General features: G+C 67.6%; 12 protein-coding genes. 10 read left to right on the top strand and 2 right to left on the bottom strand.

The features are described from left to right. Positions 1 to 133 precede the first annotated feature (133 nt). Complete coding sequence (locus QW861_RS15165; RefSeq protein WP_315751769.1) at positions 134 to 1,492, top strand: peptidoglycan-binding protein; 1,359 nt, start codon at positions 134 to 136, stop codon at positions 1,490 to 1,492. 451 nt (positions 1,493 to 1,943) lie between these two features. Beyond that, on the top strand, positions 1,944 to 2,747 hold the full coding sequence (locus QW861_RS15160) for a ParA family protein (protein ID WP_315751768.1): 804 nt from the start codon (positions 1,944 to 1,946) through the stop codon (positions 2,745 to 2,747). A gap of 122 nt (positions 2,748 to 2,869) precedes the next feature. On the opposite strand, the gene QW861_RS15155 is transcribed toward QW861_RS15160, so the two are convergent. Both QW861_RS15155 and mutM read right to left on the bottom strand, forming a co-directional pair. Next, positions 2,870 to 3,352 (bottom strand): cyclic nucleotide-binding domain-containing protein, encoded by a 483-nt coding sequence (locus QW861_RS15155; protein WP_315825656.1) that lies wholly within the window; start codon positions 3,350 to 3,352, stop codon positions 2,870 to 2,872. 78 nt (positions 3,353 to 3,430) lie between these two features. Further along, positions 3,431 to 4,312, bottom strand: a complete 882-nt coding sequence (mutM, locus tag QW861_RS15150) for a bifunctional DNA-formamidopyrimidine glycosylase/DNA-(apurinic or apyrimidinic site) lyase (RefSeq protein ID WP_315825657.1) — start codon at positions 4,310 to 4,312, stop codon at positions 3,431 to 3,433. 105 nt (positions 4,313 to 4,417) lie between these two features. On the opposite strand from mutM, the gene ubiE reads away from it, so the two are divergent. The 8 genes from ubiE (at position 4,418) to QW861_RS15110 (ending at position 14,370) form a co-directional block, all read left to right on the top strand. Beyond that, complete coding sequence (gene ubiE / locus QW861_RS15145) at positions 4,418 to 5,179, top strand: bifunctional demethylmenaquinone methyltransferase/2-methoxy-6-polyprenyl-1,4-benzoquinol methylase UbiE (protein ID WP_315716905.1); 762 nt, start codon at positions 4,418 to 4,420, stop codon at positions 5,177 to 5,179. Next, entirely contained in the window at positions 5,176 to 6,750 is a 1,575-nt protein-coding gene (gene ubiB, locus QW861_RS15140; RefSeq protein WP_315716904.1) for a 2-polyprenylphenol 6-hydroxylase, read from the top strand. The genes ubiE and ubiB overlap by 4 nt, the downstream gene beginning before the upstream one ends. 127 nt (positions 6,751 to 6,877) lie before the next feature. Beyond that, on the top strand, positions 6,878 to 8,305 hold the full coding sequence (coaBC, locus tag QW861_RS15135) for a bifunctional phosphopantothenoylcysteine decarboxylase/phosphopantothenate--cysteine ligase CoaBC (protein ID WP_316193232.1): 1,428 nt from the start codon (positions 6,878 to 6,880) through the stop codon (positions 8,303 to 8,305). Further along, positions 8,302 to 8,760 (top strand): dUTP diphosphatase, encoded by a 459-nt coding sequence (dut, locus tag QW861_RS15130; protein ID WP_315825659.1) that lies wholly within the window; start codon positions 8,302 to 8,304, stop codon positions 8,758 to 8,760. Before coaBC ends, dut begins: the two co-directional genes overlap by 4 nt. Before the next feature lie 189 nt (positions 8,761 to 8,949). Beyond that, positions 8,950 to 11,457 (top strand): sensor histidine kinase, encoded by a 2,508-nt coding sequence (locus QW861_RS15125; protein WP_316183706.1) that lies wholly within the window; start codon positions 8,950 to 8,952, stop codon positions 11,455 to 11,457. After that, entirely contained in the window at positions 11,454 to 13,007 is a 1,554-nt protein-coding gene (gene tsaE, locus QW861_RS15120; RefSeq protein ID WP_316193231.1) for a tRNA (adenosine(37)-N6)-threonylcarbamoyltransferase complex ATPase subunit type 1 TsaE, read from the top strand. The genes QW861_RS15125 and tsaE overlap by 4 nt, the downstream gene beginning before the upstream one ends. Positions 13,008 to 13,191: 184 nt before the next feature. Beyond that, positions 13,192 to 13,497 (top strand): PilZ domain-containing protein, encoded by a 306-nt coding sequence (locus tag QW861_RS15115; protein ID WP_315716899.1) that lies wholly within the window; start codon positions 13,192 to 13,194, stop codon positions 13,495 to 13,497. 150 nt (positions 13,498 to 13,647) lie between these two features. Further along, entirely contained in the window at positions 13,648 to 14,370 is a 723-nt protein-coding gene (locus QW861_RS15110) for a nucleotidyltransferase family protein (protein ID WP_315751761.1), read from the top strand. Positions 14,371 to 14,913 lie beyond the last annotated feature (543 nt).

Genomic DNA, 14,913 nt, shown 5'->3' with positions numbered 1-14,913 from the left:
CTGCCGCACCGCTGTCAGCCCATTGCCGGCCCATGGCGAAGACGGCGGATCTCCGCACTGAACCCTCGCCGGATTGTGACCGACCAAGCAGATGTGCTTATTTAGCGGCGCGGCAAGAGCATCGGGATTTGTCATGAGACGGCTGGCCACGGCAACCTTCATCTGCGGGATCGCCGCATGCGCGTCGGCGCAGGCACAGACGCCGCAGGGCGCGTCGCCGGGCGCCAAGCCCAAGCCCGTCGCGACCCAGCCGGCGCGCCCGGGCGTGCAGGCTCCCGCCGACACCGCCAATGCGATGAGCCAGGCCGAGCGGCTCGCGCTGCAATCCGATCTCGCCTGGGTCGGCCAGTACAATGGCGCGATCACCGGCGACGTCAGCGAGCGCATGGTCAACGCGATCAAGGAATACCAGAAGCTCGTCGGCGGCAAGCCGACCGGCGTGCTGAACCCGCAGGAGCGCGCCGTGCTCGCCGACACCGCGCGCCGCAAGCAGGAGGGCGTCGGCTGGAAGCTCGTGACCGAGCCGGTCAGCGGCGCACGGCTCGGCATTCCCGCAAAGCTGGTGCCGCAACAGACCAGCGACGGCACCGGCTCGAAATGGACCTCGCCCACCGGCACCGTGCAGGTCGTGCTGTCACGCCGCAAGGAGGCGAACCCGACCACCGCGGCGCTCGCCGACCGCGAGAAGAAGGAGCCCGGCCGCACCGTCGACTACAGCGTGGTGAAGCCCGACTTCTTCGTGCTCTCGGGCCTGCAGAACCTGAAGAAGTTCTACATCCGCGGCACCTTTCGGGGCGACGAGGTGCGTATCCTGACCATCCTCTACGATCAGGCCACCGAGAACACGGTCGAGCCGGTCGTGATCGCGATGTCGAGCGCTTTCACCGCGTTTCCGTCGACATTGGCCGCGCAGCCCGCGCCACGGCGCCGCGTCGATTACGGCACCGGCATCATCGCTACCCAGGACGGCGCCATCATCGCCGATCGCGAGGTGACCGATGCCTGCGTGGCGATCACCATTCCCGGTTTCGGCCATGCCGAGCGCGTGGCCGAGGACAAGGAGCGCGGCCTGGCGCTGCTGCGCATCTACGGCGCGCGCGGCCTGAAGCCGCTGGCGCTGTCGGGCGGCAGTGCGAAATCGTCGGTCGACATCGTCGGCATCGCCGATCCGCAGAGCCAGGGCGGCGGTGCCGCGATCAGCACCGTCAAGGCGCAGCTCGCCGGCAATGGCGCCGGCGACGCCTCGCTGGCGCCGGCGCCCGGGCTCGGCTTTTCCGGAGCGGCGGCGCTCGACGGCGACGGCAAGTTCGCCGGCGTCACCTTGCTCAAGCCCGGCGTCCTCGCCGGCACGGCGCTGATCCCATCGACGCAGGTCGTGATGGTCAGCGCCGATGCGACGCGCGCCTTTCTCGCCACGCATGGCGTCAAGCCCGACGGAACCTCGCTCGACGCCAAGGCGGCGACGGTGCGCGTGATCTGCGTGCGGAAGTAGCGCCTGCGCCAAACCGGTCCGGCATCGCGATCATGCCGCCGCGCCCTGCGGCGCGGCGGCGTTTACGCAATGTTAAGCATGTCGTTTTAGAAAAAATTAAGGGCCCAACGGCGGCCGGCGGGGATCGGACGTGCAGCATCGCGACTGCATGGGATGATGCTCGGCGATGCCGATCGCTCGCCCGCGGCTCGCTGCCACTCAACTTCCTAGCACCTTGCTATCAACTCGGAACGGCTCCCGCCGTAGTCAACCGGTCTGTGCAGGCACAGGCCGAGCGTGAAATAGTTCGAACAGTTTTGTCGGCGTGCTGATTCGGACCACCGCGATCGCTCTTCATGAGTTGGATCGGGCCGGGACTGTCCTGAGCGAGAATAGCTCTGCACCGCGATCGCGATGCGCTCAGCTTTGGCGTTCTCATAAGTTCCGTCAACATCCGAAGGACTGTCTCCCGATGTACACGATCGTTTTGGCCACGCAGAAGGGCGGCAGCGGCAAGAGCACGCTGGCGATTGGTCTGGCCGTGGCGGCCCAGCAGGCCGGCCACAAGGTGCGCGTGATCGAGACCGACCGTCAGGGCACGCTGACCAAATGGCAGGCGCGCCGCGCCGCGAGCGAGCCGATCGTCGAAGCCGTCTACGATGCCAAGACGATCGAGCCTCGCCTCGAAGCGCTGGCCCGCGACGGCGTCACCCTCTGCGTGATCGACACCGGGGCCGGCATCACGGCATCCACAACGGCCGCGATCCGCCACTGCGATCTGTGCCTCATTCCGGCGCGTCCGAGCGTCGCCGACATCGAAGCGACGGCACCGACCTTGAGCGTCGTGCGCGCCTGGCGCAAGCCGTTTGCCTTCGTGCTCAACCAGGCCCCGATCCGCGGCGGCCATCGCGTCACCGATGCGACGACTGCACTCGACGCCGACGCGCCGCGCGACATCGCAGAAGTGCTGGCGCAGCCCTTCATCATGATGCGCAACGACCACCAGGACGCGCTCGCCGCCGGTCTCGGCGTCAGCGAATTCGATGCGGCCGGCAAGTCGGCGCAGGAGATTCGCAGCCTGTGGCGCTGGACCGCGGGCAAGCTCGCCGGCGACCACGTCATGCATGACGCTGGCGAGCTGAAGGACGCGAGCGAGCACGCCGAGGTCGAATTCCCGATCATGCTGACGCCGCCCGCCGAGGAAGCGAAGCTGCCGGTGACGCGGGCCTACCCGACCTGGGCCGACAATGGCATCAACTGGAAGGCGGGGCTGTAAAGGCGGGCTGTGGTCGTCATCGGATACGAGCTACCGCAAATGCGGTGCGCTCCCTCGCCCCGCAAGCGGAGCGAGGGAAACATCACCGACCGCGGGATCGAGTCCACCGAATCCAACCGGGCCTAGCGCTCTCCAGCCTCGCGCATCTCCAGCTGCTTGATCCGCGCATCGGCGCGACGCAGGCGGCGGCATAGCTCGCGATTGATGTTCTGCAGCACGATCACATAGGCGTGGATGTCAGCCTTGTAGAAGGCATACAGCTTTTGCGCCGTCAGCTCGTACAATACGGTCGGCGCTTCCGCGACGACGGTGGCCGATCTGTTCTGCATGTCGAGCAGGGTCATCTCGCCGAAGAAATCGCCGGGCTCGAGACGCGACATATGGATCGCAACGCCCGTCTCCAGGCGCTCGCTCACCTCCAGCGTGCCGCTGTGCACGACGAACATCGAACGACCCGCCTCGCCTTCGGCGACGACCACGGCGCCGCTCTCGAACTCACGCGCGACCAGCATCGAGACCAGCAGATCGAGGCTCGCATTGGGCAGGCCGCCGAAGAACGGCGTCGCGAGCAGGAATGCTTTCAGATCGGGCGAGCTGACAGCCATGGCGGCAGTATACCCCCACCCCCGTCCGTCACAAGCAGACTGGGGCAAGCCGGCCATGCCGGCTCGTCGGCCGCTGCATCACTTCTGGCACTTCGGGCACCAGAACGTCGACCGCCCGTTCTGCACGAAACGCTTCACCACGCCCTCGCAGCCATCCGTCCGGCACGGCTCGCCCTCGCGGTCATAGACCTGGAACGAGTGCTGGAAATAGCCGAGTTCGCCTGATGTCTGGCGGTGATCGCGCAGCGACGAGCCGCCGGCGCGGATGGCCTCGTTGAGCACGGCGTGGATCGCTTCCACCAGACGCCTGGCGTGATCCGTGGGCTCGCCCTTCTTCGTTGCCAGCGTTGCCGCCAGCCGTCGCGGCGACAGATGGGCGCGGAACAGCGCCTCGCAGACATAGATGTTGCCGAGCCCGGCGACGACGCGCTGGTCGAGCAGCGCCGCCTTGAGGCTGGTCTTCTTGCCGGCACAGGCGCGCGCCAGCATGGCGGCATCGAATTCGTTGCCGAGCGGCTCGGGCCCGAGATCCTTCAGATGCGGCTCGGTCTCGATCTCGCCGCGGCCGATGATCTTCATGAAGCCGAAGCGGCGCGGATCGTTGAACACGATGTCGGCGCCAGACGACATGTGAAACACGACATGGTCGTGCACGCTGTCCTTGCCGCGCGGATAGTGAAACTCGCCCGGCGTCTCCTCGTGCTCCGGCTTGATCACCCGGAACGAGCCGGACATGCCCAGATGCATCAGCAGCACGTCGCCGGAGCCAAGGTCGGCCAGCAGATATTTGGCGCGCCGGCCGAGTCCCCTGACGGTCTGGCCCTGCAGGCGCTTCGCAAAATCGGGCTGGAACGGAAACCTGAGATCGCCGCGCCGGGCCTCGGCCTTGACGATGACGGCGCCTTCCATGACGGGCTGCAGCCCGCGCCGGACGGTCTCGACTTCGGGCAGCTCAGGCATGCCGGCTCATTTCACCTTTTGCATCCGCAACCATTCACCTTGTCCGGCTGACGTGATAGCGCCTTGGCCGCATCAGCGCTATGGTGCCGTATCGGAGTAAGGGTGATGGATCAGCCGGACCAAACCACTCATTTCGGCTTCAGGGACGTGCCTCTGGGCGAGAAGCAGACGCTGGTGAACGACGTGTTTCACAGCGTGGCACAGCGCTACGACCTGATGAACGACCTGATGTCGGGCGGACTGCACCGCGTCTGGAAGGACATCATGATCAACACGCTGAACCCGCCGAAGAGCGATGCGCCGTTTGCGCTGCTCGACGTGGCCGGCGGCACCGGTGACATCTCCTTCCGCGCCGCCAGGAAGGCCGGCGCCGGCTTCCATGCCACCGTGTGCGACATCAACAGCGACATGCTCGAGGTCGGGCGCCAGCGGGCGCTGAAGCAATATCTCGACGACAAGGTCTCGTTCGTCGAGGGCAATGCCGAAAAGCTCGCTTTTCCCGACCGCTCCTTTGACGCCTATACGATCGCCTTCGGCATCCGCAACGTGCCGCAGATCGAGCTCGCGCTCGCCGAGGCCTTCCGCGTGCTCAAGCATGGCGGCCGCTTCCTGTGCCTGGAGTTCTCCACCGTCGAGATGCCAGGGCTCGACAAGCTCTACGACCTGTTCTCCTTCAATGTGATCCCGCAGCTCGGCCGCGCCGTCACCGGCGATGCCGAGTCCTACCGCTACCTCGTCGAATCGATCCGCCAGTTTCCGCGCCCCAGCGCCTTCGCCGAGATGATCTCGGCGGCCGGCTTCTCCCGCGTGTCCTGGCAGACTCTCTCCGGCGGCATCGTCGCGCTTCATTCCGGCTGGCGTTTGTGATCTCCGCACTCACCCACATTACGCGGCTCGCCCGGGCCGCCTTCGTGTTCGCGCGCGAGGGCGTGTTCGGCGCCGTCGATCCGAGCCTGGCGCCACCGCCGGGCCAGCTCGCGCTGAAGCTGGCGCGCCTCGTCGAGCGCCCCGGCGCCAAGTCCGGGCCAAGATTGTCGCGGGCGCTCGAGCGCATGGGCCCGGCCTATCTCAAGCTCGGCCAGTTCCTGGCGACGCGGCCCGACGTCGTCGGCGTCATCATGGCGCGCGACCTCGAATCGCTGCAGGACCGGCTGCCGCCATTCCCGCAGGCCGAGGCCGAGGCGGTCATCGCCACCGCGCTCGAGCGCCCGATCAGCCAGCTGTTCACGCATCTCGGTCCTCCGGTCGCCGCCGCCTCGATCGCGCAGGTGCATCGCGGCGAGGTCGAGCGCGACGGCATTCGTCGTCCAGTCGCGGTGAAGGTGCTTCGGCCGAACGTCGCCTCGCGCTTCCGTCGCGACCTCTCCGATTTCTTCTTCGTCGCCGAAAAGGCCGAGGCGCATTCGTCGGAGGCGCGGCGGCTGCGGCTGGTCGAGGTCATCAACACGATGTCGCGCTCGGTCGCGATGGAGATGGACCTTCGCCTGGAGGCCGCTGCGCTCTCCGAGATGGCGGAAAACATCAAGGACGATCCGGACTTCCGCGTACCCACGGTCGACTGGGATCGCACCGCCAACACCGTGCTGACGATGGAGTGGATCGACGGCATCGCGCTGAACGATCACGCCCGGCTCGCGGAGGCCAATGTCGATCTGCCCGACGTCGGTCGCAAGGTGATCCAGAGCTTTCTCCGCCACGCGCTGCGCGACGGCTTCTTCCACGCCGACATGCACCCGGGCAACCTGTTCCTGGACCAGCAGGGACGGCTGGTCGCGGTGGATTTCGGCATCATGGGCCGGCTCGGCATGAAGGAGCGGCGCTTCCTCGCCGAGATCCTGCTCGGCTTCATCACCCGCGACTATCGCCGCGTCGCCGAAGTGCATTTCGAGGCCGGCTACGTGCCGCCGCATCATTCGGTGGAGAATTTCGCCCAGGCCATCCGCGCCATCGGCGAGCCGATCCACAACCGCACGGCCGAAGAAATCTCGATGGCCAAGCTGCTGACCCTGCTGCTCGAGGTCACCGGCCTGTTCGACATGCGCACCCGGCCGGAGCTGATCCTGCTGCAGAAGACCATGGTGGTGGTCGAGGGCGTCGCGCGCGGCTTCGATCCCAAGCTCGACATCTGGAAGGTCGCCGATCCCGTGGTGCGCGAATGGATCGAGCGCAATCTCGGCCCGCTCGGCCGCATCGAAGGCGCCGTGTCCGGCGTCGGCGACCTGGTCCGGCTCAGCGCGACCCTGCCCGTGCTCGCCGCCCGCGCCGCCGCCGTGCTGGAGCACATGGAGACCATGACCCGCGACGGCCTGCGCCTGTCGCCGGAAACCATCGCCGCCATGGGCCGCACCGAAGGCAAGAAGAGCCGCTGGCGCGCCATCGCGCTGTGGGTCATCGCGCTGACCTTCATCGGCATTCTGTTCGCGGTGCTCAGGCTTTAGACTCGCAGCCTGGGCAAAGGCGCAGCGCTGCCGCCCATGGCGGCCGCTTTGCCCACCTTCCTCTGATTGCACTGCTGTCATTTTCTGCTAGCATTGCCTTCACAAGGGCAATGCTGGGGAGGCGGTCATGGCGAGCCTGACCATCCGCAAGCTGGACGACTCTCTCAAGACTTATCTGCGACTGCGCTCGGCGCAGAACGGGCGCTCCGTCGAAGAGGAAGTCCGGGTCATCCTGCGCGCGCTGATCGAGCCCGCCGATCCATCCGAGCCGCCGATGGCGCCGCCTGCTCCAGCCAACCTGTCCGCTCCGCTCGTCCCCCAGCCCGGCCAGGCGCGCGAGGCTCGCGTCACCCTGATCATCGGCGGCGGCATCGCCGCCTACAAATCGCTCGACCTGATCCGGCGGCTCAAGGAGCGCCACATCCACGTCCGCTGCGTGCTGACCAAGGCGGCGACGCAATTCGTGACCGAGCTCGCCGCATCGGCGCTGTCGGGAGATCGTGTCTTCACCGATCTGTTCGACGCGCGCAGCGAGTTCGACGTCGGCCACATCCGGCTCGCGCGCGACTGCGATCTCATCGTGGTGGCACCGGCGACCGCCGACCTGATGTCGAAGATGGCGCACGGCGCCGCCGACGACCTCGCCAGCGCCATCCTGCTCGCGGCGAGCCGGCCGATCCTGCTGGCGCCGGCGATGAACCCGATGATGTGGAGCAATCCGGCGACGCGCCGCAACGCCGCGACCCTGCAGCGCGACGGCGTCCAGATGATCGGGCCGAACGCCGGCGAGATGGCGGAGAAGGGCGAGGCCGGTGTCGGCCGCATGGCCGAGCCGACCGAGATTGCGGACGCCGTCGTCGCCATGCTCAAGCCGCCTGTGCCGCGCCCGCTCGCCGGCCGCCGCGTGCTGATCACCGCGGGCCCGACCCACGAGCCGATCGACCCGGTGCGCTACATCGCCAACCGCTCCTCCGGCAAGCAGGGCTTTGCGATCGCCGCCGCCGCGCAGGCCGCCGGCGCCGACGTGCGGCTGATCGCAGGACCGGTGGAGCTCGCCGACCCCAAGGGCGTCAGCGTCACCCACGTCGAATCGGCGCGGCAGATGCTCGACGCCGTCGAGGCCGAGCTGCCCGCCGACGTCGCGATCTTCGCCGCGGCGGTGGCCGACTGGCGCGTCGCCAATGAGGGCGGCCAGAAGCTGAAGAAGACGGACAAGGCGATCCCGCCGCTGACGCTGGTCGAGAACCCCGACATCCTCGCCACGATCTCGAAGCTGAAGGAGAAGCGGCCTGGTCTCGTCATCGGCTTCGCCGCCGAGACCGAGCACCTGATCGACAACGCGAAGGCAAAGTTCGCCCGCAAGGGCTGCGACTGGATCGTCGCCAACGACGTCTCGCCCGCGACCGGCGTGATGGGCGGCGACCGCAACACCGTACATCTCTTGACGAAGGACGCCGATGGCGTCCATGTCGCGTCCTGGCCGATCATGACCAAGGACGAGGTCGCGACTGCGCTCGTCGCCGAGATCGCCAGAACCATGGGACCCGTTGCGTGACACAGACGATCTCGATCGACGTGCAGATCCTGCCGCATGGCGAGGGCCTGCCGCTGCCGGCCTATCAGACCGCACATGCCGCGGGGCTCGATCTGCTCGCCGCGGTTCCGCCCGATGCGCCGCTCGTCCTTGCGTCGGGCAGCCATGCGATGGTGCCGACGGGATTGTCGATCGCGCTGCCCGACGGCTACGAGGCCCAGGTGCGGCCGCGTTCGGGGCTCGCTGCGCGGCACGGCGTCACAGTGCTGAACTCACCGGGCACAGTGGACGCGGACTACCGCGGCGAGATCTGCGTGCTGCTGATCAACCACGGCAAGGAACCGTTTACGATCCGCCGCGGCGAGCGCATCGCGCAGATGGTGATCGCCGCCGTCGCGCGCGCCGAGCTCAGCCTCGCGACAACCTTGACGACGACCGCGCGCGGCAGCGGCGGCTTCGGCTCGACGGGCCGTTGAACTACGGGCTTGCCACTGTTCCGACTCGAAAGAGTCGATCGGTGGACGCATTTTCCTCAGGCGCAACCATCGTTCACGGTCTGGACTCTTACCGCTGGAGTCCCGAAGCGGTTATGGTTGATTGATTCGTGAGACGGCGCGGTCGACGCGATCGGCGCCGCGCGGAACTTCGTGCGGTTTGGGGCAAATATGTCGGGCGTGATCGTGGTGATGCGTCAGACGCTGCTGTCGTGCACGTCACTTGCGCGCAAGGGCCTGATGGGTCTCGCTGCGACTGCGCTTGCGCCGGCGACACCGGGCTTCGCAGGCGATGGCGTGCCGCCGGATGCGATCACGACGCTGTTCGAGCTGAGCCGTCCTGATATCGCCGAGGTCACGGCGATGCTGGCGCTGCTCGGCTTCTCCGTCGTCGCCGCGGTCGCGCTGGTGCGCACGCGTCTGGCGGCCGGCCGGAAGGAAGCGCGGCTGCGCGCCGACGTCGCCGGGCTGCAATTGCAGGCCGATCGCTACCGTGCGCTGCTGTTCGCCGAGCCGCAGATCCTGATCGCCTGGCCGGCCGGCGGCCACCGTCCGCAGATCTCCGGCGACACCTCGATGCTGGTGCCGCAGGATCAGCCGCAGCGCATTCTCGCCTTTGGAACCTGGCTGCCGCCGGAGCCCGCGCTGCAGCTCGACCGCGCCGTCGACGCGCTGCGCGAGGCGGGCGAAGGCTTCATGCTCAATCTCACCACCTCGCACGGCCATGCGATCGAGGCGATGGGCCGCGCCATCGGCGGCCAGGCCATCGTGCGCATCCGCGAATTGTCCGGCCTGCGCCGCGAGCTCGCCGAGACGCAGCTCCGCTTCAAGGCGCTCGGCGAGGAGACGGAGTCGCTGCGCGCGCTGGCAGCGGCGCTGCCGTGGCCGATCTGGGCACGGCAGGCCAATGGCGCTCTCGCTTACGTCAACGCCGCCTATGCCCGTGCCGCCGATGCCCGCGACGTGCCGGACGCGATCGGCCGCAACATCGAGCTGCTCGACTCGGCCGACCGTATCGACCTGCAGCGCGCGCTCGCCACCAACGGCCGTTTCGAGGGCCGGCTGCCGATCGTGACCGGCGGCGAGCGCCGCATGTACGACGTGCGCGCCTTCATGCTGGGAAACGGCAGCGCTGGCGTCGCCATCGACGCCAGCGAGGCGGCGGCCCTGGACGCGGCCGTGGTGCGGATGCGGGAAGCACACCGGCGCACGCTCGATCAGTTGTCCTCGGGCGTAGCCGTGTTCGACGGCCAGCGCCGGCTCGCCTTCTACAACGACTCCTATCGCCGGCTGTGGCGTCTCGATCCCGCCTTCCTGGACAGCCAGCCGGATGACTCGTCGGTGCTCGACCGTCTTCGCGCCGCGCGCAAGTTGCCCGAGCAGGCCGACTTCCGGGCCTGGAAGGCCAAGCTTCACGAGGCCTATCGCGCCGTCGAGGCCGCCAAGGACACCTGGTTCCTGCCCGACGGCCGCGCGCTGTCGGTCGTCACCACGCCGAACCCGGAAGGCGGCGTCACCTATCTGTTCGACGACGTCACCGAGAGCTTCGCGCTTGCCCGCCGCTTCGACGGCTTGATCCGGGTCCAGCGCGAGACCCTCGACAGCCTTGCCGAGGGCGTCGCGGTGTTCGGCTCGAACGGCCGGGTCGAGCTGTTCAATCCGGCCTTCGCCAAGATGTGGCGGCTGTCGCCGGATCAGTTGCGCGAGCATCCGCACATCGACACCGTGGAATCCTGGTGCCATCAGCTCTATGACGATGCGGTCGCCTGGCGCACCATCCGCGAGGCGATCACGTCGATCGAGAACCGGCTCGACGTTGCGCTGAAGCTCGAGCGCAAGGACGGCAGCGTGCTCGACTGCATGAGCCGCCCGCTGCCCGACGGCGCGACCATGCTGACCTTCCAGGACATCACCGACACCGAGAATGTCGAGCGAGCCCTGCGCGAGAGCAACGAGGCGCTCGAAGCCGCCGGCCAGATGAAGATCGACTTCGTCCACCACGTATCCTACGAGCTGCGCGCGCCGCTGACGACGATCATCGGCTTCGCGCATTTCCTGTCCGATCCGTCGACCGGGCCGCTGACCCCGAAGCAGGCCGAGTATCTCGACTACGTCACCAAATCCACCAACGCGCTGCTGGCGCTGACCAACAACATTCTCGACCTCGCCACCATCGATGCCGGCGCCATGAAGCTCGAGCTCGGGCCGGTCGACGCCGCCAAGGCGATCGAGGCCGCCGCCGAGGGCGTGCAGGACCGGCTTGCCACGGATCGCATCCGATTGACGATCGCGGTGGACCCTGATGTCGGCTCCTTCGTCGGCGACGAGCGCCGCGTCGTGCAGGTGCTCTACAATCTGCTCGCCAATGCCGTCGGCTTCTCGCCGCCGGATTCGAGCGTCGTCGTCAGCGCCCGCCGCACCGACCACAGCGTCGTCTTCGCGGTCACCGATTCCGGCCCCGGCATTCCGCCCGAGGTGAAGGACAAGGTGTTCGAATGGTTCGAGAGCCATTCGCAGGGCTCGCGCCATCGCGGCGCCGGCCTCGGACTGTCGCTGGTGCGCTCCTTCGTCGAGCTGCATGGCGGCAGGGTGCGGATGGATTCGGTGGTCGGCAAGGGCACCACGGTCACCTGTGACTTCCCGACCGACCACGTCGCGCAACGCAACGCCGCGGAATGACGGACCAGCTGACATTCACCACCACGCTGGCGGACGAGACCGCCACCGCCGCCCTGATGGCCGATCTCGCGCTGCTGATCGGCCCGGGTGCACTGATCACGCTCACGGGCGATCTCGGCGCCGGCAAGACGGCGGCGGCGCGGGCGATGATCCGCTATCTCGCCGGCGACGACGAGCTGGAGGTGCCGAGTCCGACCTTCACTCTGGCGCAGAGCTACGACCTGCCGAGCTTCCCGCTGGTGCATGCCGATCTCTATCGCATCAGCGATGCATCGGAGCTCGAGGAGATCGGCCTGTCGCCGCTGCCGGAGGCGACCGTCGTGCTGATCGAATGGCCGGAGCGCGCCGGCGGCACTCTCCCGCTGGATCGCGTCGACATCGCGCTGCGCCACGATCCATCGCAGGGCGACACCGCCCGCAGCGCCGAGATCACCGGCAGCGGCAAGGCGGCCGCGGTGGTTGCACGGCTGAAAGCCTTGCGCGAATTCCTCGCCGAGGCCGGGCACGCCAAATCGCGCCGCGAGCGCGTGGCCGGCGATGCCTCGACCCGCTCCTATGCGCGGCTCCACAAGGGCGAGCGCGTCTCCATCCTGATGAACTCGCCGAAGCGGCCCGACGGCCCGGCGATCTACAACGGCAAGCCCTATAGCGGCGCCGTGCATCTCGCCGAGGACGTCCGCCCATTCGTCGCGATCGCCGCCGCCTTGCGCGGGCGCGGCATCTCGGCGCCGAAGATCAACGACGCCGATCTCGGCCACGGCTTTCTCATCACCGAGGATCTCGGACGCGAGGGCGTGATCGAGGGAGACCCGCCACGACCGGTCGTGGAGCGCTACGAGGCCGCGACCGATCTGTTGGCCGCGCTGCACGCGCAGGACGTCCCCTCGGTGCTGCCGCTGGCGCCGCAGGTGACCTACGAGGTCCCGACCTTCGACGTCGAAGCCATGCTGATCGAGATCGGCCTGATGCTCGAATGGTACCTGCCCGACCGTGGCGTGGAGCTGTCGCAGGTGCTACGCGCCGAATTCCTGGAAATATGGCGCGAGTTGCTGGAGACGCCGCTCGCGGCCAAGCCCACATCTAAGCCGACATCTAAGCCGACCTGGGTGATCCGCGACTACCACTCGCCCAACCTGCTCTGGCTGCCCGCGCGCGAAGGCATCGCCCACGTGGGCGTGATCGACTTCCAGGACGCGGTGATGGGACCGCCGGCCTACGACGTGGTCTCCCTGGCGCAGGACGCCCGAATCGACGTGTCGGCAGAACTCGAGCGGGCGCTCCGAGAGCGCTACATCGCCGCACGCCAAGCGGCGTCGACGGACTTCGACGCCGACGAATTCGGCGCGCACTACGCGATCATGTCCGTCCAGCGCAACACCCGCCTGCTCGGTACCTTCGCCCGCCTCAACCGCCGCGACGGCAAGCCGCACTACCTCAAGCACCAGCCTCGCATCTGGGACTATCTCCACCGGTCGCTGGCGCACGCGGCGCTCGACCCAGTCCGCGACTGGTACGCGGCCAACGTGCCGCCACCGGCAGGGGTGGCTTAAGGCAGCGTCTCGCAGCACCACCGGTGCGCTCCCCCTCCCCCTTGCGGGGAGGGGAGCCGATCGCCGCCGTGGAAAGAGAACGCGCCAAAACCGCGCACCTCCGTGGCTTTACCGGTTCTTAGCCATCCCCCTTTACCTTGCGCCCGTGGCGCCGGTTGCGCGCCGCGCGTGAATGGAGGTTGCGATGGCAGAGCGGATGAAGGGCGAACGCGTCGTCTTCGAGCGCGGCATCCCGGCTTTCATGATGGGCATCGACGGCACCTGGCGACGCAACTGCACCATCGAGGACGTCTCGGAGACCGGGGCGAAGCTGACGGTCGAGGGCTCGGTCGAAGGCCTTCACCTGAAGGAGTTCTTCCTGCTGTTGTCGTCGACCGGCCTGGCCTACCGGCGCTGCGAGCTGGCCTGGGTCAATGGCGACCAGATCGGCGTCACCTTCCTGAAGCAAGGCAAGAAGAAGACCAACAAGCGCGCCGCGGCCGAAGCCTGACCGAGCCACGACTGCGGCATCTTGCATCACGATGGCCGGGCAGCCGTCGCATATTCGTCATCGGCCCGGGCTATCGCAACCGGCCGAGACGATAGATGTTTTTGCGTGGTATGATTCGCACATGCCACCGTTGATCGAGATGCCCTGAAGATGCCCGTCAAGCCGCACAAAGCCATGGTCCTCGCCGCCGGTCTCGGATTGCGCATGCGCCCACTGACGGAGACGATGCCCAAACCGCTGGTGCGCGTCGCCGGTCGCCCGCTGCTCGACCATGTGCTCGACCGCCTCGCCGAAGCCGGCGTCACCGAAGCCGTCGTCAATGTCCACTATCTCGCCGACCAGATCATCGCGCACACGGCCGCGCGCAGCACGCCCCGCGTGATCATCTCCGACGAGCGCGACCAGGTGCTCGGCACCGGCGGCGGCGTCGTCAAGGCGCTGCCGCTGCTCGGCCACGAGCCGTTCTTCCACGTCAACTCCGATACGATGTGGATCGAGGGCGTGCGCCAGAACCTCTCCCGGCTCGCCGACGCGTTCGATCCCGAACGCATGGACATCATGCTGCTGATGGCGCCGACCGCGACCTCGATCGGCTACGCGGGTCAAGGCGACTACGCGATGCTCGCCGACGGTACCTTGCGCAAGCGGCGGGAGCATCAGGTGGTGCCGTTTGTCTACGCGGGCGCCGCGATCATCTCGCCATCGATCTTCGACGGCGCGCCGAAGGGCGAGTTCTCGCTGACGAAGATGTTCGACAAGGCGAACGAGCAGGACCGCCTGTTCGGCCTCCGCCTCGAAGGCGTCTGGATGCATGTCGGCACGCCGGCCGCGGTGGCGGAAGCGGAAGAGGCTCTGATGGAGAGTGCGGCGTAGCGGACTGCCCGACGGGCGAATCAGGTCGGCGCGTTGCGCGATTTGCTCCACCTCGTTGGCGCCGACCCTGCGCTGGGATCACTCAAATCATCTGCGTCGAGAAACGATTTTCGTCCGCACATTCAACCCGATCCCGCTCGTCGCGTCCGACGCGCACAAGATTCTTCTTTCGCTTTTACAGAATTCATGTTCTCTCATGCGCATCCCGCCTCGTTGCGAGGGGCGTATCGCGGTCGTCACGGACGTTGAGCGCGGGATGCGATGGCCTGTCAGGATTGCAGCGTGCTTTCGGGTGCGCGGACGAACGGTTCGGGCAGGACGGCGAAATCGTAAGGTCCCGGCATCCCGACGCTGATGCCAAGCTCGCGCCGCTGCTGACGCCGCGCGCGGGCGACGGTGGCTACAAGCCGGCACACCGAGGAGAGGACGTATAAGCCGTAACACCGTCGCGCAGGGAAGGCCGGGTGGCGGGCTCAAGCGGTGGTCGCAACACCAAGTGTTTTCATTCGTGACAGCAGCTCGTCAAGCGCTTCTGCTGGAGTT

The organism is Bradyrhizobium sp. SZCCHNRI1029 (assembly GCF_032487555.1).
Taxonomy (GTDB): domain Bacteria; phylum Pseudomonadota; class Alphaproteobacteria; order Rhizobiales; family Xanthobacteraceae; genus Bradyrhizobium.
Note: the sequence above shows the minus strand (reverse complement) of the source record. Positions and strands in the feature narration are given on the sequence as shown.